This window comes from Halorubrum sp. Atlit-28R, assembly GCF_003665955.1.
Lineage (GTDB): Archaea > Halobacteriota > Halobacteria > Halobacteriales > Haloferacaceae > Halorubrum > Halorubrum tropicale.
The window spans coordinates 1-20,580 of sequence record NZ_QPLS01000005.1 but is presented as its reverse complement, the minus strand read 5'-3'; the positions used below and the strand labels follow the sequence as shown (position 1 = coordinate 20,580).

Annotated in this window: 18 protein-coding genes and 2 pseudogenes; 8 read left to right on the top strand and 12 right to left on the bottom strand. The window is 70.0% G+C overall.

The features are described 5' to 3' along the window. Positions 1-367 precede the first annotated feature (367 nt). Positions 368-3,523 (top strand): adenosylcobalamin-dependent ribonucleoside-diphosphate reductase, encoded by a 3,156-nt coding sequence (locus tag DVK06_RS09170; RefSeq protein WP_121600066.1) that lies wholly within the window; start codon positions 368-370, stop codon positions 3,521-3,523. Positions 3,524-3,676: 153 nt separating this feature from the next. Here the strand turns inward: DVK06_RS09170 and DVK06_RS09165 are convergent, their stop codons facing one another. From DVK06_RS09165 to DVK06_RS09155, 3 genes and pseudogenes are all read right to left on the bottom strand, one after another. Further along, entirely contained in the window at positions 3,677-4,120 is a 444-nt protein-coding gene (locus DVK06_RS09165; protein WP_053770547.1) for a hypothetical protein, read from the bottom strand. Between the two features lie 86 nt (positions 4,121-4,206). Further along, a complete protein-coding gene (locus tag DVK06_RS09160; RefSeq protein WP_121600065.1) occupies positions 4,207-5,184 on the bottom strand; it encodes an aldo/keto reductase in 978 nt (325 codons plus the stop codon). Positions 5,185-5,276: 92 nt separating this feature from the next. Further along, positions 5,277-5,468: pseudogene (locus DVK06_RS09155) on the bottom strand (hypothetical protein); the annotation flags it as partial. 124 nt (positions 5,469-5,592) lie between these two features. Here DVK06_RS09155 and DVK06_RS09150 point away from each other — a divergent pair. Beyond that, positions 5,593-7,269 (top strand): cryptochrome/photolyase family protein, encoded by a 1,677-nt coding sequence (locus tag DVK06_RS09150; RefSeq protein WP_121600064.1) that lies wholly within the window; start codon positions 5,593-5,595, stop codon positions 7,267-7,269. Positions 7,270-7,309: 40 nt separating this feature from the next. Here DVK06_RS09150 and DVK06_RS09145 read toward each other — a convergent pair whose 3' ends face one another. Both DVK06_RS09145 and DVK06_RS09140 read right to left on the bottom strand, forming a co-directional pair. After that, complete coding sequence (locus tag DVK06_RS09145; RefSeq protein WP_053770543.1) at positions 7,310-7,555, bottom strand: hypothetical protein; 246 nt, start codon at positions 7,553-7,555, stop codon at positions 7,310-7,312. Positions 7,556-7,630: 75 nt separating this feature from the next. Continuing rightward, positions 7,631-7,810 carry a hypothetical protein gene (locus DVK06_RS09140; protein WP_053770542.1) on the bottom strand — a complete coding sequence of 60 codons (180 nt, stop codon included), beginning with the start codon at positions 7,808-7,810 and terminating at the stop codon, positions 7,631-7,633. Positions 7,811-7,908: 98 nt separating this feature from the next. On the opposite strand from DVK06_RS09140, the gene eif1A reads away from it, so the two are divergent. Together eif1A and DVK06_RS09130 are read left to right on the top strand one after the other, a co-directional pair. Continuing rightward, positions 7,909-8,199 carry a translation initiation factor eIF-1A gene (eif1A, locus tag DVK06_RS09135; protein WP_004597376.1) on the top strand — a complete coding sequence of 97 codons (291 nt, stop codon included), beginning with the start codon at positions 7,909-7,911 and terminating at the stop codon, positions 8,197-8,199. A gap of 321 nt (positions 8,200-8,520) precedes the next feature. Then, entirely contained in the window at positions 8,521-9,420 is a 900-nt protein-coding gene (locus DVK06_RS09130; RefSeq protein WP_121600063.1) for a RimK family alpha-L-glutamate ligase, read from the top strand. A gap of 37 nt (positions 9,421-9,457) precedes the next feature. Here the strand turns inward: DVK06_RS09130 and DVK06_RS09125 are convergent, their stop codons facing one another. Continuing rightward, complete coding sequence (locus DVK06_RS09125; RefSeq protein ID WP_053770540.1) at positions 9,458-9,838, bottom strand: Hsp20/alpha crystallin family protein; 381 nt, start codon at positions 9,836-9,838, stop codon at positions 9,458-9,460. A 217-nt stretch (positions 9,839-10,055) separates the two neighbouring features. Between DVK06_RS09125 and gap the strand changes: the two genes are divergently transcribed. Both gap and DVK06_RS09115 read left to right on the top strand, forming a co-directional pair. Beyond that, complete coding sequence (gap, locus tag DVK06_RS09120; RefSeq protein WP_121600062.1) at positions 10,056-11,108, top strand: type I glyceraldehyde-3-phosphate dehydrogenase; 1,053 nt, start codon at positions 10,056-10,058, stop codon at positions 11,106-11,108. Positions 11,109-11,201: 93 nt separating this feature from the next. Then, a complete protein-coding gene (locus DVK06_RS09115; protein ID WP_121600061.1) occupies positions 11,202-12,422 on the top strand; it encodes a phosphoglycerate kinase in 1,221 nt (406 codons plus the stop codon). Between the two features lie 28 nt (positions 12,423-12,450). Here DVK06_RS09115 and lrp read toward each other — a convergent pair whose 3' ends face one another. Beyond that, positions 12,451-12,909 (bottom strand): HTH-type transcriptional regulator Lrp, encoded by a 459-nt coding sequence (gene lrp, locus DVK06_RS09110; protein ID WP_004597351.1) that lies wholly within the window; start codon positions 12,907-12,909, stop codon positions 12,451-12,453. A gap of 126 nt (positions 12,910-13,035) precedes the next feature. Between lrp and glnA the strand changes: the two genes are divergently transcribed. Further along, positions 13,036-14,406 carry a type I glutamate--ammonia ligase gene (gene glnA / locus DVK06_RS09105; RefSeq protein ID WP_121600060.1) on the top strand — a complete coding sequence of 457 codons (1,371 nt, stop codon included), beginning with the start codon at positions 13,036-13,038 and terminating at the stop codon, positions 14,404-14,406. 138 nt (positions 14,407-14,544) lie between these two features. Here the strand turns inward: glnA and DVK06_RS09100 are convergent, their stop codons facing one another. The 3 genes from DVK06_RS09100 to DVK06_RS09090 form a co-directional block, all read right to left on the bottom strand. Beyond that, entirely contained in the window at positions 14,545-15,519 is a 975-nt protein-coding gene (locus DVK06_RS09100; protein WP_053770536.1) for a phosphatase PAP2 family protein, read from the bottom strand. Positions 15,520-15,564: 45 nt separating this feature from the next. Beyond that, entirely contained in the window at positions 15,565-16,878 is a 1,314-nt protein-coding gene (locus tag DVK06_RS09095) for a YihY/virulence factor BrkB family protein (RefSeq protein ID WP_121600059.1), read from the bottom strand. 78 nt (positions 16,879-16,956) lie between these two features. Further along, positions 16,957-18,087, bottom strand: coding sequence for a tRNA (guanine(26)-N(2))-dimethyltransferase (locus DVK06_RS09090; RefSeq protein WP_121600058.1), 1,131 nt, complete (start codon positions 18,085-18,087; stop codon positions 16,957-16,959). Positions 18,088-18,278: 191 nt separating this feature from the next. On the opposite strand from DVK06_RS09090, the gene DVK06_RS09085 reads away from it, so the two are divergent. Then, entirely contained in the window at positions 18,279-19,106 is an 828-nt protein-coding gene (locus tag DVK06_RS09085) for a hypothetical protein (protein ID WP_121600057.1), read from the top strand. Between the two features lie 105 nt (positions 19,107-19,211). Here the strand turns inward: DVK06_RS09085 and DVK06_RS09080 are convergent, their stop codons facing one another. Both DVK06_RS09080 and DVK06_RS09075 read right to left on the bottom strand, forming a co-directional pair. Continuing rightward, a complete protein-coding gene (locus DVK06_RS09080; protein ID WP_121600056.1) occupies positions 19,212-19,919 on the bottom strand; it encodes a universal stress protein in 708 nt (235 codons plus the stop codon). Between the two features lie 110 nt (positions 19,920-20,029). Continuing rightward, a pseudogene (locus tag DVK06_RS09075) lies at positions 20,030-20,580 on the bottom strand (preprotein translocase subunit SecY); the annotation flags it as partial.

The window sequence follows — 20,580 nt, the reverse complement described above, 5'->3', positions numbered from 1 at the left end:
AACTGCGTCGAGTCCGACGCGCGATCCGCCCGAGGACGGACACAGAGAGACGAGCGGCCGTCGTTACCGGGGAAATCTCCGGCCGACAACCCCCCTTTTGTTCCGGTGGGAGGCCGCTTCCGTCGCTCGGTTTGGTCGTTCGACGACCAGTTTCACTCCGGTCTACCCATGCTTATGTGTACGGAGTCCGTCCTTTACCGACGTACCGTAGTCAGCGTCAGACGCGCCGGACCGACGTTACATACCGAATCGGACATGTAGATGCCGGGCAGGTCCGAACATCCGAACCTACAAGGGCCCGCCTCGCCAGTACACCAACACTACAGATGACCCATATCCCACGCCAAGCCAGCGGGGTGGCCGCCGAATGAGCAGCGACGGCGTCACCGCGGACGGAGTCGAGCTACCGATCAAACGCACCACGGGCGACACCATGGAGGAGCGGCTCACGGGCAACGCCTACCACAACATCCTGCCCGCGCGCTACCTCCGGAAGAACGCGGACGGCGAGCCGGCGGAGGACCAGGAGGAGCTGTTCGACCGCGTCGCGCGCAACGTCGCGCTCGCGGAGGCCGTCTTCGAGGCCGAGAAGCAGGGCGTCGAGGTCACCGTCACGCCCGACCAGCTGAAGCCCGACCACCCGCGACGCGACGAGCTCGCCGAGGAGGTCTTCGGCGCGGGCACGACCGCGGCGGACGACGCGGAGACGACGCTCACCGCCCACAACGTCAACAAGTTCGCGTACGAGACGGTCGTCCCCGAGCTGCCCGAGAGCGTGCGCGACCACGTCGAGGCGACGGCGGAGACGTTCCGGCAGGGGATGGAGTCGCTCTCGTTCATGCCGAACTCCCCCACCCTGATGAACGCGGGCGACGAGCTCCAGCAGCTCTCCGCCTGCTTCGTCGACTCGCCCGGCGACGACATCACCGACATCCACCAGACCGCCAAGGAGGCGGCCGAGGTGTTCCAGTCCGGCGGCGGCATGGGGTACGCGTTCTGGCAGCTCCGCCCGTACGGCGACTCCGTCGGCTCCACCGGCGGCATCGCGTCCGGTCCGATCACGTTCATGCGGACGTTCGACCAGATGTGCGAGACCATCGCGCAGGGCGGCGCGCGCCGCGGCGCCCAGATGGGCGTCATGCGGGTCTCGCACCCCGACGTCATCCAGTTCATCCACGCGAAGAACAAGGACGTCTCCCTGGCCCACTCGCTGCGCCTGAACGACCCCGACGACTTCACGCACAACTCCTTCGCGGACGCCTTAGAGGAGGCCCGCGACCTCATCGACGAGGACGGGAAGGTGCCCGAGCACCTCCGGAACGCCGTCGAGGGACACCTCTCGAACTTCAACATCAGCGTCGGCGTCACGGACGACTTCATGGAGGCGCTGGAGAACGACGAGGAGTTCACCTTCACCAACCCGCGCACGGAGGAGCCCCACGTCGCGACGCCGGAGACGAAGGAGCTGTACGACATGTTCGGCCTCGGCGAGCACGTCGAGGTGGGCGAGGAGCTCTCCGTCCCGGCGGCCGAGATCTGGGACCACATGATCGAGGGCGCCCACGAGAACGGGGAGCCGGGCGTCGTCTACCTCGAGCGGATCAACAAGGAGCACTCCTTCGACGTCGAGGAGCATCCGGAACACCGGATCCTCGCGACGAACCCCTGCGGCGAGCAGCCCCTCGAGGAGTACGAGGCCTGTAACCTCGGCCACATCAACCTCTCGACGCTCGCCGACCTCGACGCGCCGGACTGGCGCGTCTGGTCCGACGAGCACGCCGACGAGTACGACTCCGAGGCGGCCGCCGTCGAGGCGTTCCTGGACGAGGCGATCGACTTCGAGGCGTTCGACGAGCGGATCGCGTACGGCACCCGCTTCCTCGAGAACGTCGTCACGATGTCCGACTTCCCCGTCCCGGAGATCGAACAGAAGGTCCGGGACATGCGGAAGATCGGGCTGGGGATCATGGGGCTCGCGCAGCTGTACGTCCAGCTCGGCGTCCGCTACGGCTCCGAGTCGGGCAACGAGATCGCCCGCCAGCTGATGACCCACATCAACCACGAGTCGAAGCTCGCCTCCCACGAGCTCGCCGAGGAGCGCGGGACGTTCAACGACTGGGCGGACTCGAAGTACGCGAACCCGACCGAACACCGCGACTGGTTCGAGCACTACACCGGGCTCGACGCCGACGAGTGGGCGGACGGCTTCCCGATCCGCAACCACAACACGACGACGATCGCCCCGACGGGCACGACGTCGATGATCGGCAACACGACCGGCGGCTGCGAGCCCATCTACAACGTCGCCTACTACAAGAACGTCTCCGACGACGTCCAGGGCGACGAGATGCTCGTCGAGTTCGACGACTACTTCCTGCGCACCCTGGAGGCCAACGACGTCGACGTCGACGCGGTCAAACAGGAGGCCCAAGAGCAGATGGCCGAGAACGCGTTCGACGGCGTCGAGGGGTTAGAGACGGTGCCGGACGCGATCGGCGAGCTGTTCGTCGTCACCGGCGACCTCTCCGCGAAGGACCACGCCGGCGTCCAGGTCGCCTGTCAGAAGGGCGTCGACTCCGCCATCTCGAAGACGGTGAACGCGCCGAACGACTCCACGCTCGACGACGCCAAGGAGGTCTTCGAGTACATCTACGAGAACGGCGGGAAGGGCGTCACCTACTACCGCGACGGCACCCGCTCGAAGCAGGTGCTCACGACCCGCGCGCAGAACACCGAGTTCGCCGACGAGACCGAGGCCGCCGAGACCATCGTCGAGCAGATCAACGACGTGTTCGGCGGCGTCGAGGCGTTCCTCGACAACGAGGACGTCCGCGCGGCGATCGACGCCGAGGTCGCGGACCTCCTCGAAGCGACGGAGCAGCCCCGGATCGACTACAGCGAGCGCAGCCCGCGCCCCGACTCCCTGAACGGCGTCACGCAGCGCGTCGAGACGGGCTACGGCAAGCTGTACGTCACCATCAACGAGGACGAGAACGGGCTGCCGTTCGAGCTGTTCGCGAACATCGGCCACTCCGGCGGCTACACCAACTCCTTCACGGAGGCGCTGGCGAAGGTCATCTCGACGGCGCTGCGCTCCGGCGTCGACCCCGAAGAGATCGTCGACGAGCTTCAGGGCACCCGGAGCCCGAAGGTCGCCTGGGACAAAGGCGAGCAGATCCAGTCGATCCCGGACGCCATCGGCACCGCACTGCGGCGCTACCTCGACGACGACGTCGACAAGGGGATCCCCCAGCAACAGAGCCTCGACGACGTCGAGGAGGCCGCCTCCGGCGCGGGTCGTCCGAGCCAGACCGACGGCGGCGCGGTCGACGCCGGCACGGCGACCGACGCTCCGAGCGGGCCCGGGCCGGCGGCGGACGACGACGACGCGGGCGCGGACGACTCGACGCAGGAGCTCATCGCGGCGGGCGAGTCGCCCGAGTGCCCCGAGTGCGGCGGCATGAACCTCTACTACTCCGAGGGCTGCAAGACGTGCGAGTCGTGCGGCTGGTCGGAGTGTTAGACGGGCAGCGGCGGTAACGAGCGGTCGGCGACGCGGATTTTTTGCGGGACGCGGATGTCCTCGGGCACACCGCTACTGTCCGAAAGACCGACGGACGGGTCGCTGTTCGGGAGCGGAAAACGGAGGAAGACGGCGCGGGGAGCTGCCGGCGGCTCAGTCGTCTTCGAGCGCCTGCGCGATGCGCTGGAGCTGGCGGGTCGCGTCGCGGACCTCGTCGCGGAGCTGGCGCACCTCGCGGACGAGCTCCTCGTTGCCGCCGTCGTCGCCGCGGGGGCCCTGCTCGCCCTGCGCGCCGGGGCCGCCGCCCATGCCGGGCGGGCCGCCCGCGCCGCCGGGACCGCCGCCGCCCATCATGCCGGACATCATCTGCGCGAAGGGGTTCCCGCCGCCGCCACCGCCCATCCCCGGCGGGCCGCCGCCGCCCATCATCTCCTCGGGGTCGGGGCGGTCGCCCTCCTCCCGCTCCTGCTCGCGTCGCTCGCGGATCTCCTCGACGCGCTCGCGGAAGGACTTCTCCTCGCCGTCGTCGCCGTCGGCGGCGTCGCCCTGTTCACCGGCCTCGCCGTTCTCGGGGTCGGTGGCGTCGTCGTCTGCCATGCGCCACGGTTCGGCGGCGCCGCCGAAAAGGGTTGCCGTGGCGTCCGCGACGGTGCGTTTATAACCCGGGGCGGCCGGTCGGCCCCTCACTCGTGGCCGGAGACGCGGACCGGCTCGTACGGCGCTTCGAGCCAGTCGAGGTCGGAGTCGGAGAGGTCGACGTCGAGCGCCTCGACCGCGTCTTCGAGGTGTTCGACGCTGGTCGTCCCGACGATGGGCGTGTCGACCCACTCCTTGTGGAACAGCCACGCCAGGGCGATCTGCGCCATCTTCACGCCCTTCTCGGCGGCGAGCTCCTCGACGCGCTCGTTGACCTCGCGGCCGCCGCCCTCGCGGTACGGGTGCGCGTAGAGGTGGTCTTCGGTCTCGCCGCGGAGGGTGGCGTCCACCTCCTCGTGGGGGCGCGCCAGGTAGCCGCGCGCGAGCGGGCTCCACGGCATCACGCCGACGCTCTCCTTCTCGCAGAGCGGGAGCATCTCGCGTTCCTCCTCCCGGTACGCGAGGTTGTAGTGGTTCTGCATCGTGGCGAACCGCTCGTACCCCTCGCGCTCGCTGACGCGGAGCGACTCCGCGAACTGGTGGGCCCACATCGAGGAGGCCCCGACGTACCGCACGTCGCCGCGCCGCACCGCGTCGTCGAGCGCGGCCAGCGTCTCCTCGATCGGGGTGTCGTCGTCCCAGCGATGGATCTGATAGAGGTCGATCGTGTCGGTGTCGAGCCGGTCGAGGGAGTTCGACAGCTCCTGTTCGATCGCCTTCCGCGAGAGCCCGCCCGAGTTCGGGTTCGACTCGTCCATCTGGAAGTACCCCTTCGTCGCCACGACGAACTCGTCGCGGTCGTGGCCGTCGAGCGCCTCGCCGAGGACGCGCTCGCTCGCGCCGTTCGAGTACATGTTGGCGGTGTCGAAGAAGTTCACGCCGAGGTCGATCGCGCGCTCGACCAGCTCTTTCCCGTCTTCCTCGTCGAGGACCCACTCGCGCCAGTCGGGGTCGCCGAAGCTCATACAGCCGAGACAGATCTTCGAGACGGTCGTCCCCGTGTTCCCGAGCGTCGTGTACTCCATGCCTCGATCAGTGCGAGGCGCGGCAAAAAGCTACGCGCGGCGGCGGAGGGGGCCGGGAACCGATCGGATCGCCGGCGGGCGTCGGCGCGCCAGTTACGGAACGACGCGGTGTACACGAGGAACGCGCCGGTGAGGATGACGAAGGCGAGGAACGTCACGAGCGCGAGCACGTTCGCGATCGGCGAGAGGGGGTCGAGGAACGACTGGCCGGTCGAGTCGAGTACCAGGACGGCGAGGAGGGCGGCGATCAGACCGAGCAGCCAGTTCGTGAGAATGTCGTTCATGGGTCGCCCGACACGCGGGGGCGACAAAAAGCCGCGGATGCCGCGGCGGTGCTGGACGCTCGGCGATCGGGGAAATCCGCGGCGCCGCCGGAGCTATGTCGGTGGCGCCCGTGGATCGGGTACCGTGAGCGACCGGACGACCTGCTGGCTGCTCGGCGACCAGCTCAACCCCGACCTCGACGTCCTCGACGCCGCCGACGACGTGCTGCTGATCGAGGCACACGGCTTCGCCGACCGGAAGCCGTACCACGCCCACAAGCTGACGCTCGTGTTCTCGGCGATGCGGCACTTCCGCGACGAGCTCCGCGAGCGCGGCCACGACGTGACCTACGTGCGGGCCGAGTCGTTCGGCGAGGGGCTCGACGAGTTCTTCGCGGAGCGGGACGCGAGCGGAGGAGACGGCCCGCGCCTGCGGCTCATGCGCCCCGCGAGCCACGGCGCCGGCGAGCGGCTCCGCGGGCTGGTCGCCGAGCGCGGCGGGACCCTCGACCTCGTCGACAACGAGCTGTTCTGGACGACGCCGGCCGACTGGCGCGAGTGGGCGGGCGACGGCGACGGACCGCTCGTCGGCGACGACGGCGCCGCCGAGCGCACCTTCCGGCAGGAGAACTGGTACCGGCACGTCCGCCGCGAGACGGGGGTGTTGATGGACGACGGCGACCCGGTCGGCGGGGAGTGGAACTACGACGACCTGAACCAGGAGACGCCGCCCGACGGCTGGGAGCCGCCGGCGCGACCGGCGTTCGAGCCGGACGGGCTGACCCGCGAGACCTACGCGTGGGTCCGCGAGCGGTTCGACACGTGGGGGAACGACTCGCTCGACGAGTTCGCGTGGCCGGTGACGCGCGAGGCGGCCCTGGAGGCGCTCGACCGCTTCGTCAGCGACGGGCTCCCCGCGTTCGGTCGGTATCAGGACGCGATGGTCGGCGGCGAGCCGTTCTGCTCGCACTCGCTGCTCTCGCCGGCGATCAACCTCGGCCTGCTCGACCCGCGCGAGCCGGTCCGGGCGGTCGAGCGCGCCTACGCGGAGCGCGGCGTCGACCCCGGCGGGTACGACCCGGCGGAGCACGGCGCGTCGGGCGGGGCGACGGCGTCGCTCGACGACTTCGGCGACGGCGCGGAGTCGGCGGAGTCAACGGAGCCGGCGCCCGTCCCGCTCAACGCCGCGGAGGGGTTCGTCAGGCAGGTGATCGGCTGGCGAGAGTTCGTGCGTCACGTCTACCGCGAGGCGATGCCGGAACTGGCCGACGCGAATCAGTTGGGACAGGACCGGGACCTCCCGCCCGCCTACTGGGACGGCGACACCGACATGCGGTGTCTCTCCGAGGCGGTCGACCACGTCCGCGAGTACGGCTACGCCCACCACATCGAGCGCCTGATGGTGCTGTCGAACTTCGCGCTGGTGTACGGCGCCGACCCGGCCGAACTGAACGAGTGGTTCCACCTCGGGTTCGTCGACGCGTACCACTGGGTGACGACGCCGAACGTCGTCGCGATGGGGTCGTTCGGCACGGACGTGCTCTCCTCGAAGCCGTACGCCTCCTCCGGGAGCTACGTCAACCGCATGAGCGACCACTGCGCGGACTGCCCGTACGCCGTCTCGCGGACCACCGGCGAGGGCGCCTGCCCGTTCAACGCGCTCTACTGGGACTTCCTGAAGGAGAACGAGGAGGCGCTGCGCGGCACCGGGCGGATGGGGCTGATGTACTCGCACGTCGACGGCAAGGACGACGCCGAGTGGGAGTCGATCCGCGAGCGCGCGGCCCGGGTGCGCGAGCTGGCGGCCGACGGAGAGCTGTGAGCGTTCGGGGAGCGTGCGGGACCGAGGGGAGAAGTAGGTCCTACTCGCCGCTCGCGAGCCGGCGCAGCCGCGGGAGCGCCTGCTCGTAGCCGAGGCCGACGAGTCCGACGTACAGCGCGATCAGTCCCATGCCGACGGCCCACGCGCCGAGCACGAGGTCGCCGCCCGAGACCGCGGAGAGCCCGAACCGTTCGAGCACGACGCCGACCGCGGCGGCCGCGCCGGCGCCGACGGTGACGGCGAGGAGTTCGACGAGTTCGACCGCGACGGCGGGTACTTCGACCATACCGGAGGGGAACGGTCGGTGATTATGACTCTTTCGGGACGCCGGGATTCCGCGCTCGGGGCGACCGCGGCGGCGTCACTTCAGTCCGAACGACCGCATGGCGGTGTCGACGAGCCCCTTCGCGATCAGCGCGAGGCCGGCGAGCAGCACCATCACGGCGCCGGCGATGACCGGGTCGCGGACGGCGATGATCCCGACGGCGGCGACGACGACGACGAGGCCGGCGATGCCTTCGAGTCCGAGCGTGTCACGCATATCGTCGGGTGGTCGTCGGTCGTGCTTAAAAGGGGCGGATGCGCGCTCCGGCGGAGAGCGGCCCTTTTATTTCGACGAGCGCGTATCACCGCGTACGCATGAGCAACGGAGACGGCGGCGGTCGGAACGACCTCCGGATGCCCGACGACGACGAGGTGTTCGCGGAGGTCGTCGAGATGCTCGGCGCGAACCGGGTCAAGGTGCGCTGCGCGGACGGGAAACAGCGAACCGCCCGCATCCCCGGTCGCATGCAGAAGCGCGTGTGGATCCGCGAAGACGACATCGTCCTCGTCGAGCCGTGGGACTGGCAGGACGAGAAGGCCGACATCTCGTGGCGCTACGAGAAGAGCGAGGCGGAACAGCTCCGCGAGGAAGGCCACCTACAGTAGATCGGTAGACGTAGACCGGTTGAGAACATCGTCAAGTACCTGGTCGGTTGTTTATAAAGCACTGATACCGGGTAGACCGCGATCGCCTCCAAAGCCCCAGCCTCGTCGCTGGCACCCTCCGCTTCGCTCCGGGAGCCAGCGACCCCAGCGAGAATCGGAGATTCTCTGGCAGCCGGCGGCTCCGCCGCCGGCGACCTCGCGCGTGCTGTCTCGCGACCGCCTTCGGCGGCCGCTCGCAGGCACGCGCCACCGCGTACCGTGTCGGTGTCGCCGTCGTCGCGCTCGCACCGCGCTTAAGTCCGAACGGACCCCAGCGAGCGTATGCTCAGGCTCGCGATGACCACCGACGCGGAGACGTTCGAGCGCGTGCGCGGGCCGCTCGCGGACCGCGGCATCGACGTGGGCCACGTTCAGGCGAAAGAGCGGACGCTGCGGGTCTCGGAGGGCGAGGCCGGCGAGGGAGTCCCGGCCGACCCCGACGAGTTCGAGGGGGTCGACGTGGGACTCGTCTACCCCACCCGCCTGATGGAGGGCGCGGTCGTCGACGAGCGCCTCGGCGTCCCGTGGGTGAACGGCCGGGACGCGGTGGTGACCTCGCGGAACAAGGCGGGCGTGCTGGCCGCGCTGTCGGCCGCGGGGCTGCCCACGCCGAAGACGACGCTCGTGTCGAACCCCGTCGACGAGTCGGCCGTCGTCGACGCCGCCGCGGGGTTCTCCTATCCCGTCGTCGTGAAGCCGAACTCCGCGACCCGGGGCGTCGGCGTCGCGACCGCGACCGACCTCGACTCCCTGCTCGGCGTCGTCGACTACCTGAACCTGATCCACGACTACCGCGCCACCGGCGACAAGTCGTTCCTGATCCAGGAGTACCTCCCCGACGCGCGCGACTACCGCGCGATGGTCGTCGACGGCGCGTACGCCGGGGCGGTCGAGCGCGTCCTCGACGACGACGCGCTCGCGGCCGGCCGGTGGAAGCACAACGTTCACCGCGGCGCGACCGCCCGCGGCGTCGACCTCGACCCCGAGGCGCGCGACCTCGCCGAGCGCGCGGCCGCGGCGCTCGGGATCGACTACCTCGGCGTCGACCTGCTCGCGACGGGCGACCGGCTCGTGGTCAACGAGACGAACGCGCGGCCGACCGTCGACGCCGCGACGAAGTACGAGGACGGCTTCTACGACCGGTTCGCGGCGCTGATCCGACGGACCGCCGAGGACGGGTGAAGAGCGGGGGCGCCGGGCGATCGGGGGCCCGACCGACTCAGGCCAGGTCGATCGACGCGCTGTCGTCGTCGCGGTCGAACGAGACCTCGAGGACGCCGTTGTTGAACGTCGCATCCGCGGAGTGCTCGTCGACGGGGGCGGGGAGCTCGACCGTCTCGTCGTACTCGCGCCGGTCGGAGACCGCGGAGATGGTGAGCGCCTCGCCGTCGCAGCGCAGCGAGAGGTCGTCCTTCGAGACGGCTGGGAGGTCGGCGACGAGACGCACCGACTCCTCGGTGGTGTACGCGTCGACGTGGGTGTCGGAGCCGAACCCGGCGTCGTCGGCCGACGGGGCGTCCGCGTTGGCCATCTCGTTCATCATCCGCTCGATCTCCTCGAAGAAGTCTCCGAACGGATCGTCGCGGTCGTCTCTGTCCATACCTTCCGTGAAGTCGGTGACCCCGATAAGCCTTCTGTCGGTCGCCGTATCGGCCCCTATCCGCCTCGCGCCGGGGGGCGACGGCCGACGTCGGGCGACGGCGCTCGGTCGACCGCGCCGGCGATAGGCGATACCGGGCGTAACAAATTCTAACGATTATGACGGTCTCGGCGCGACTGGGCCGGATTTAAGTAGTTGCGTCTCGGCTTTTTCGAACATGAGTAAATCGTATCTGTCTGCCGGTGACGACGTGAGCGACGACGAGGTCGTGCGGGTGGGGCTCAACGGCTTCGGTCGCATCGGGCGCAACGTGTTCCGCGCGGTGGTGGAGCACCCGCGGATCGAGCTCGTCGGGATCAACGACGTGATGGACTTCGACGACATGGGGTACCTCGCGAAGTACGACACCGTCATGGGCCGGCTCGACGGCGTCGAGCGCGACGGCGACGAGCTGACCGTCGGCGGCACGTCGGTCTCGCTGTTCAACGTCCAGGACCCCGCGGACCTCCCCTGGGACGAGCTCGACGTCGACGTCGCCTTGGAGTGTACGGGGGTCTTCCGCACCCGCGACGACGCGAGCGCGCACCTCGACGGCGGCGCGGACACCGTGATCATCTCGGCGCCCCCGAAGGGCGAGAAGCCGGTCAAACAGCTCGTCTACGGCGTCAACCACGACGAGTACGACGGCGACGACGTGATCTCGAACGCCTCCTGTACCACGAACTCCATCACGCCGGTCGCAAAGGTGCTCGACGCGGAGTTCGGCATCGACGCCGGCACCCTCACCACCGTCCACGCCTACACCGGCTCCCAGAGCCTCATCGACGGCCCGATGAGCAAGCGGCGCCGCGGGCGCGCCGCCGCGGAGAACATCGTCCCAACGTCGACGGGCGCCGCGGGCGCCGCCCAGAAGGTCCTCCCGCAGTTGGAGGGGAAGATCGACGGGATGGCGATGCGCGTCCCGGTCCCGACCGGCTCGATCACCGAGTTCGTCGTCAGCCTCGACGAGACGGTCACCGAGGAGGAGGTCAACGCCGCCTTCCGCGACGCCGCGGACTCCGGCCCGCTCGCGGGCGTCCTCGGCTACACCGACGAGGAGGTCGTCTCCTCCGACATCGTCGGCCTCCCCTTCTCCAGCTACGTCGACCTCCAGTCGACGAACGTCGTCGCCGGCGGGAAGCTGCTGAAGATCCTCACCTGGTACGACAACGAGTACGGCTTCTCGAACCGGATGCTCGACATGGCCGCGTACGTGCGCGACGAGGCGTAAGCGCGGCCTCCCGTCCGACCCCGAACCGCTTCCCGACGGCACCGCAACCCCGGAGCGCCACCGCTTAAGTGACTCATCGACGACCGTTCACCCATGCCAGCCTTCGACACCATCGACGACCTCCCGGCAGACAGTCGCGTCCTCGTCCGACTGGACCTCAACTCCCCCATCGAGGACGGCGACCCGCAGGACAACCGCCGCTTCGAGCGCCACGCGGAGACCGTCCGCGAACTGGCCGACGCCGGTCACCGCGTCGTCCTCATGGCCCACCAGGGGCGGCCCGGCCGCGACGACTTCACGTCGCTCGCCGGTCACGCCGACATCCTCGCCGACCACGTCGGCCGCGACGTGGCGTTCGTGGCCGACACGTACGGCGAGGCGGCGCTGGACGCCATCGACGCGCTCGAACCGGGCGAAGTCCTCCTGCTGGAGAACACCCGGATGTGCGACGACGAGCTCCCGGAGGCGTCGCCCGAGGAGAAGGCGGAGACGGAGCTCGTGGAGACGCTGGCTCCGCGCTTCGACGCGTACGTCAACGACGCCTACTCGGCGGCGCATCGGTCGCACGCCTCGCTGGTCGGCTTCCCGCTCGCCCTCCCCGCGTACGCGGGCCGCGTGATGGAGACCGAGTACGAGGCTAACACCGCCATCGCGACCCGTGAGTTCGACGGCCCGGTCACGATGGTCGTCGGGGGGACGAAGGCGACGGACGTGATCGGCGTGATGGACGCCTTGGACGACCGCGTCGACCGCTTCCTCCTCGGCGGCGTCGCCGGCGAGCTCTTCTTACGCGCCGCGGGGCACCCCGTCGGGCGCGACGTGGGAGAGATGGACCTGTTCGACGAGCAGTGGGAGGGGAACCGCGAGCTGATCGAGTCGGTCCTCGACGAGCGCGGCGACGCGGTTCGGCTGGCGAGCGACCTCGCGTACGAGGGGGCCGACGGCGACCGCGCCGAGGTCGCCGTCGACGACATCGAGGAGAAGCGGGAGGCGTTCCTCGACGTGGGCGCCGCGACGGTCGCCGACTACGAGCCGGCGATCCGCGAGTCCGACGCCGTCTTCGTGAAGGGCGCGCTCGGCGTCTTCGAGGACGAGCGGTTCGCCGACGGCACCGTCGGCGTCCTCGAGGCCATCGCCGAGACTGACTGCTTCTCGGTCGTCGGCGGCGGCGACACCTCGCGGGCCATCGAGATGTACGGCCTGAGCGAGGACGACTTCTCGCACGTCTCCATCGCGGGCGGCGCGTACATCCGCGCGCTGACGGGCGAGCCGCTCCCGGCGGTGGAGGTCCTGGAGGCGGCGGCGGACCGGTAGGCGGGAATCGGTCCGGAGACGGGGCGAATTACTCCTCGACGTCGAGGTCGAACTGCTCGTTTTCCGTGACCGCGTTGAGGACGACGCTCGTGTTCGACTCGCGGATGTCCGCGTCCGTGAGGATCGACTTGATCTGGTCGTTCATGCCGTCCGTGTCGGTGAACTTCCCGATGGCGATCACGTCGTAGTCGCCCGTGACCTCGTAGACGCTCACCATCTGCTTCTCCTGGCGCAGCTTCTCGGTGACGTCCGGCAGCGCGCTCCCCTCGACTTTGAGCTGGAGCACCGCGGTCACGTCGTAGCCGAGCTTGTCGTAGTCGACGACGGGCGTGTACCCGCGGATCACGCCTTCCTCTTCGAGGTCGCGGAGGTGGTTCGAGACGGTCGTCACGGACACGTCGAGCTCGTCGCCCAGGCTCCGGAGGCTCGCGCGGCCGTTGCTGAGCAGCGAGTTGATGAGCTTCGCGTCGAGGTTTTCGTACGTCATCACACCCAACCACGCTTTCGGGGGTTTAGAATTTTACGAACGTCCAGCAGTTTTGCCTGTCCGGCGGTTCATGCGCCAAGCGATAAGGCCTTTATACTGGCAGATAACGAATCAGACGTCCAGAACATGACGGACGAACAAGCGAAACCGGACGGCGGCCTCACGGCCGAGGAACAGGCTGTACTCGACGAGATCGAAGAGAGGAACGTCGACTTTCTGCGGCTACAGTTCACCGACATCCTCGGCGTCGTGAAGAACGTCTCCGTGCCCGCCCACCAGGCGGAGAAGGCGTTCACCGAAGGCATCTACTTCGACGGCTCCTCCATAGAGGGGTTCGTGCGTATCCAGGAGTCGGACATGCGGCTCGTCCCCGACCCCGACACGTTCGCGGTGCTCCCGTGGCGCAGCGACGGCGACGGCGACAGCGGCGCCGCGCGGCTCATCTGTGACATCGTCGACACCGACGGGGAGCCGTTCGCCGGCGGTCCGCGGCAGGTGCTGAAAAGCGTCCTCGCCGAGGCCGAGGAGATGGGCTACTCCGTCTCGATCGGTCCGGAGCCGGAGTTCTTCCTGTTCGAGAAGGACGAGGACGGCAACGCGACCACGATCCCGCACGACAACGGCGGTTACTTCGACCTCGCCCCGAAGGACCTCGCGTCCGACGTGCGCAAGGAGATCATCTTCACGCTAGAGGAGATGGGCTTCGAGATCGAGGCCTCGCACCACGAGGTCGCCGAGGGCCAACACGAGATCAACTTCAAGTACGACGACGCGCTCTCGACCGCGGACAACATCGCGACGTTCCGCGCCGTCGTCCGCGCCGTCGCCGAGCAGCACGACCTCCACGCGACGTTCATGCCCAAGCCCATCGCCGACATCAACGGCTCGGGCATGCACAGCCACATCTCGCTGTTCGACGAGGACGGCAACGCGTTCGCCGACGACGACGACGAGTTCAACCTGAGCGAGACCGCGTACCAGTTCATGGGCGGCATCCTGAACCACGCGCCCGCGTTCACGGCCGTGACGAACCCGACCGTGAACTCCTACAAGCGACTGGTGCCCGGCTACGAGGCGCCGATCTACGTCGCCTGGTCCGACACGAACCGCTCGGCGCTCGTCCGCGTCCCCGACGCCGCGGGCGTCTCCGCGCGCTTCGAGGTCCGCAGCCCCGACCCGTCCTGTAACCCCTACCTCGGGATGGCGTCGCTCATCGCCGCCGGCCTCGACGGGATCAAGACCGGCGCCGACCCCGGCGACCCGGTCCGCGAGGACATCTACGAGTTCGACGACGAGAAGCGCCAGGAGTACGGCATCGAGACGCTGCCGCCGAACCTCGGCGCCGCCGTCGAGGAGCTGGAGGCCGACGAGGTGCTCCAAGAGGCGCTCGGCCCCCACACCTCCGAGAAGTTCGCCGAGGCGAAGTCCCAGGAGTTCAGCGAGTACCTCACCCAGGTGTCGCAGTGGGAGGAGGACCGCTACCTGGAGACCTTCTGAGGCGACGGCGCGGCCGCTCGGCGCACGGCACTCGTTCGACTCGCCCTCGATTTTTTGCGGTTCACCGCCACGCTCCCCGACAGGTCTCTGTACGTCCGGTCGGGCCGTCGGGACGCGTGAGAGAACGTTCGCGACCGCTCAGGCCGTCCGCCCCGCGTATCGGGGCAGCGCCGGTAGCGCGACGACGGCGACCACGGCGGCGGTGGTCGCGACCAGCGTCACGGGGAGGGTCCCCGCGAGCGCGTCGGCGCCGACCCAGAGCCCGCCCGTGACCGCCAGCGCCGGGACCGCGACCCGGACCGGGACCGCGGGCTCGTCGCCCTCGACGAGCCGCCAGCCGACCGCGCCGCCGGCGCCGGTGGCGATCCCGACCCCCGCCTCGACGACCTTGCCGGTGTACCCGCCGGCGACGGCGACGGCCAGCGCGCCGGCCGAGACGACCGCCGCGAGGAGGAACGCCGGGGCGGGGTTCAGGTCGGCGGTGGGGCCGGCGGCCGTCTCCGCGCTCGCCGAGCGGCGGACCCGCGGGTCGCCGGCCAGCCACAGCGCGACGGCGACCGTCCCCGCGCCGACGGCGAGCCCGGCGAGCACGTCGACGAGGAAGTGTACCTCGATGACCACCCGCGAGGCCGCGACGGCGACCGCGACCGCCCCGGCGGCGAAGTAGCGGGCGCGGTCCGTCCAGAGCCGGTCGTACAGCAGCGCCAGCGCGAGGTACGCGGCCGCGCCGCCGGTGGCGTGGCCGCTCGGGAATCCGAACCCGTCGGAGAGCACCTGCGCCTCGTACCACCCGGTCAGCAGCGCGGGGAGCCACGTCGGCACGTCGGCGGGCGGCATCGCGCCGGGCGGCCGGGGGACCGCGAACCACGCCTTGCCGAGCGCCGTCGCGGCGTACGCGCAGGTGACGGCCGCGATGGCGGTCGCGCCGGCGCGGCGCGGCGACCCCGCGACCCCCTCGCTCGCGAACCAGTAGCCGACCGCGAGCAGCGCGAAGAGGAACCACGGGTCCGCCAGGTGGGTGACGGCCGCGAAGAGGACGACGACGAACTCGGGGAGGGCGTCGACGACCGCGATCTCGCCGAGCCCGCGGTCGGGGGCGACGATCCCCGTCACGGGTCGGTCACTCCGGGAGGCGTCGCCGGCGCGGCGGTCGCCGCGTCAGTCATCCCCGCGGCGGCGGGCGTAGTCGAGCGCCTTGCCGGGCGTCTCGATCAGGTTGAGGCCGATGCCGACGACGACGAATATCGTGTACAGCCCGAGCGTCGACAGCCCGAGGACGACGATGGCGCCGACCGCGTAGATCCCCTGTAGCGATGTCAGCGCCGCGAGCGTCAGCACCGTCCCGTACAGCAGCACAAGGTACGGCCCCCAGCCGCGGGCGTGACCGCGCCGCATCCGCGAGCGAACGTACCGCTTCAGCTCCGACTCGACCTCCGGTTTGTCGACCGTGCGGCGTTCCACGTCGTCCTCGAACTCGTCGAGCTGCGACCGCAGCTCGCGGACCTCCGCTTCGAGGGCGGCGACGTCCGGCGCGCCGCGCGGCCGTTCGCCGTCGTCCCCGTCGGGGTCCGACTCGCCGTTCATACCCGTGGGTCGGTCGCGGTCCTGTTGTAACTGCCGGTCCGCGGCGTCGTTCGGGAGGCCGGCGGGCCCGGCGTCCCGGTCGGGCGGGCGGCCCTCGCCGCCGTCGCCGCGGTCTGCGAGCACGACGTTGACCACGCCGCCGAGGACGACGACGACCGCCGCGAGGTACAGCCAGGTGACGAGGAGGAGGATCCCGCCGATGACGCCGTACGCCTGATACTGCGCGGCGCCCGCGGCGTACACCTGGAACCCGGCCTGAAGCAGCGTCCAGCCGACGGCCGCGAACGCCGCGCCCGGCAGCGCCTCGCGGACGCCGACCGCCGGCTGCGGGAGGAGGTAGTACATCGGGAGGAACACGACCGCGAGGAGGACGGGCAACGCGAGGACGCTCGCGACCTCGACCAGCGGGAGCGCGTTCGCGGCCGCGACGAACGCGCCGACGGCGACCATCGCGCCGAGGCCGAGGCCGACGCCGACGACGACCGAGGCGGCGTCGGCGACCTGTTTGAGGAACCCGGGCGTCTGGTCGCCGCCGTACAGCGAGACGAACGCCGTGTCGAGCCCGCGGAACACCTTCAGCGTCGACCAGAGCAGCACGCCGACGCCGAGCAGGCTCGCGCCGGTCCGGCCGCCGGCCGAGGAGACCGCGAGGACGACCGCCTCCTCCCCGGCCGGCGTGAGGAAGTCACCGGTCGCCGCGACCAGCTGCGCGGCGATGGTCTCGCCGAAGACCGCGGTGGCGACGACGACGAGCAGCAGGAGCGCGGGGACGAGCGAGACGAACGCGTAGTAGGCGATGGCCGCGGCGAGGAACGTCACCTGGCGGTCAACCGCGAGGTCGGCGACGCGCCGGACCGTGCCGAACGCGCTGCGCGAGTGTCGGGACACGCCCGGCAGTTCGACCGAGGGCGACAAAAACCAGCGGGTGCCGGCCGCGCGACGGGGTCCCCGCCGAGGCCGGCGTCGTCAGTCCGCGTCCTCGCCGAGGACCGCCTCGCGCATCTCGGGGATCGAGGCCGTGCTCTTGACCGCCGTGCCGCGGTAGTGCGCGCGGCTCGCCTCGTGGCCGGCCCCGCGCAGGCGCTCGACGAACTCGTCCATCCCGATGGCGGGCTCGCCCCACTGCTTGTACAGCCGGTGCTGGTCGTAGTGCGTGGGGGTGTCGAGCTCGCGCGCGACGGTGCCCAAGAGCTTACGCGCGCGTTTCGCCTCGCCCATGTCGTCGGTCACCTCGCGGCGGACGGCGCGCGCGAAGTCGGGGTCGGCGACCGGCCCGAGCCAGATCGGGCCGGCCGTGAGGACGCGGTCGCCCCCGCACTCCGGACAGGCGTCGACCGGGTCGGCGACGTGCCCCGGCGTCGCCGCGCGCCAGAGGCAGTCCTCGCAGTGGTCGACGTACCCGACGCCATCGAGGCAGTCGTCCGCCGCGCGGGCCCCCGACTCCAGTTCGAGGTATGTCCGCGCGTAGTGGCGGGAGACGTGCGAGAGGACCGGCGTCGCCGCCTTGTCGTAGCGCGCGGCGGTCCGGACGAGCGCCGAGACCAGCGTCCGGAGCCCCATCTCCGGGTGGTAGTCGGTGTTCCGCGGGACCGCGCCGTACTTGCGGATCCCGCTCTGGAGGTGGGCCCCGCACAGCGGCGCGGTGTCGGTGGCGGTGACGCAGACCAGGTTGCGGCCGTTCGCGAACGCCGCGTCCGCGAAGGGGATCGGCGTGCCGTACGGGTCGAGGTCGACGACGTCGAACGGGCCCTCGTCGTACAGCAGGGCGTTGACGTCGCGGTGGACCGCCTCGCCGTCGAGGTCGTTGGCGTCGAGGTTCGCGGCGGCGAGTTCGACCGCCTCCTCGTCGACGTCGGCGCAGGTGACCCGGTACCCCTCGGCGGCCGCGCGGACGCCTCGGATCCCCGAGGCGGCCATCGCGTCGAGGTACGAGGCCGCGCGCGGCTCGCGGTCGCGGTAGGCGCGCAGCGTCGCGACCGTCACGTCGCGGTTCAGCTCCTGGGTCGGGTTGAAGAAGACGCCGCCGCCGGTGCCCTCGCTGGCGCCGTCGCGGGCCTCCGGGACGGAGACAGTGAGTCCGCCCTCTTCGATGTCCATACCGTCGATTCGGCCAGCCCGGGCTAAAAGGACCCCGCTCCGGGACCGGCGGGCCGCCGAAGCGCCGAACGGCGCCCGGGGACGGAGACAATGAGTGGCTTTTACGCCGTCGGCGCGGAAGGTAAACGTATGAACGGAGACGCCGCACGGGGACGGCCCGCCGCAATCAACGACGGAACGGAGGGGCGAGGATGGTAAGTCCGGCGCGAGTGGACGCGATAACCGACATCGCGTACGGCGCCCTGATCGTCTTGTCGATCGTGTTGATCGCGACGACGCAGATGAACAACGTCGCGATCGCGTTCGGGATCGGGGTGTTCGCCTCCTACGTGATCCACGTGGTCTGGAAGATGGCGCGGTTCGACCCAGACTGGATGACCCGCGAGGTGGCGGACCAAGTCGGCAAGAAGGTCGAGGAGAGCGTCGGCGAGACCGTCGACAAGGAGGTCGAGAAGACCGTCGGTGAGACCGTCGAGAAGACCGTCGGCGAAACGGTCAACAAGGAGGTCGAGAAGACCGTCGGCGAAACGGTGAGCAAAGAAGTCGAGAAGACCGTCGAGGAGACCGTCGGCGAGAAGGTCGAGGAGACGGTGAGCAAGGAGGTCGAGAAGAGCGTCGGGGAAACCGTCGAGAAGACCGTCGGCGAGACCGTCAACAAGGAGGTCAGCGAGGTCGCCGACGACGTGAGCGACACCGTCAGCGAGGAGGTCACGGGCAAAGTCGAGGAGACCGTCGGCGAGACGGTTGAGAAGACCGTCGAGGAGAAGGTCGGCGAGGCCGTCGAGGAGAAAGTCGGCGAGACCGTCGAGGAGAAAGTCGGCGAGACCGTCGAGGAGAAAGTCGGCGAGACGGTGGAGAAGACCGTCGAGGAAACGGTCGGCGAAAAGGTCGAAGAGACGGTAGAGGAGACCGTCGAGGAAACGGTCGAAGAGACGGTGGAGGAGACCGTCGAGAAGACCGTCGGCGAAACGGTGGAAGAGAACGACGACGAGGAATCCGAGCGGCGCGGCGAGTCGTAGCTCCTCTCGGGCGGCGACGTCCGACTTCCGTGTCGGTGGCGTAGCGCGACCCGGTTCCCCGTCGGCCGCGTATCAGAGCGACTGACGCGACGGCGTCGGCGGGCGTCAGTAGTCGCGGTCGACGACGATCACCGGGTCGTCGGTCTCGTTCGCGATGCGGTCGGCGAGCGTCCCGAAGACGTGATCGCCGAGGGTGGACTCGGGTTCGTACATCACGACCGCGTCGTAGTCGGCCGCCACGCGGAGGATCTCCTCGTCGTGCTCGTCCCCCTCGACGACCAGCGTGTCGAGCGCCGCGGCGTCGAACCCGTCTTCGATCAGGCGGTCGCGCGTCTCGGAGACGATCTCCTCGCCACGCTCGCGGGGCTGCTCGCCCTCGACGACGTGGAACAGCGTGATCCGCTGGGTCGAGTCCTCGCTCAACACGCGGATGAACCGCGGGAGCCGTTCGAACTCCGCCACGTCCGGGAGCGGCACGAGGATGCGCCGCACGCCGTCGGTCGGCGCGGGGTCGAGTTCGGCGGCGCACCCCTCGTCGGCCGCGACCTGCTGGATCGCGGCGGCCCGGTCCTTCCCGAACACCAGCCGCGTCCGGACTGACGCCCCCGCGTCGGCGAAGGCGTCGGCGACCTCGTCGAGCGTCGCCCGCGCCGCCTCGCCGAACTGCTCGCGGGCGGAGCTGGCCGGCGTCTGCTCCGGGAGGGCGTAGTGCCCGAGCACCACGACGTCAAGCGACGAGAGGTCCTCGATCAGCAGCGGCGACAGCGGCTCGGGGTCCGGGAGTTCGAGCGGCACGAGGATCGTGTCTGCCATGCGGCACGATTGGTCGGCGGGGACAATAAACGCGGAGATCCCGGGTCGAACGGACGAACCGGCGGCTGGGAGGGGCGGTACTCGACGCGAAAAGGATGTGTCGCGGAGCGCTACTCGTTGCCGAACATCTGGCGCATCATCGGGTGCATCTCCATCAGCTGCTCTTCCGCGATCTCCTCGTACAGCTTGTACGTGATAGAGACCGCCAGCAGCAGCCCCGTTCCGGAGACCTGACCGATGGTGCCGAGCAGGTTCGCCATCACGGCGAGCAGCCCGACGAGGGCGCCGCCGATGACCGTCACCTGCGGGATGTACCGCTCCATGACCTTCTCGACGACCTGCGGGTTCCGACGGAACCCGGGGATCTGCATCCCGGAGTTCTGGATCTGCTTCGCGGTCGCCTCCGGCCCCATGCCGGTGGTCTCGACCCAGAAGATCGCGAAGATGGCGCCGCCGACGATCATGAACGTGAGGTCGACGGCGAGCCGGACCGCGATCATCCACGGTTCGACCGACGCCGGGATCTCGCCGAGGAACCACATCCACTGGCCGCGGCTCTGGATGGGGTTCAGGTAGTAGAACAGCCCGGAGATGGGCTGTCCGGCGTCGCTGTACTCGCCGAGGAACGCCGGCATCCCCGCCCACTGCGAGGAGAGGATCT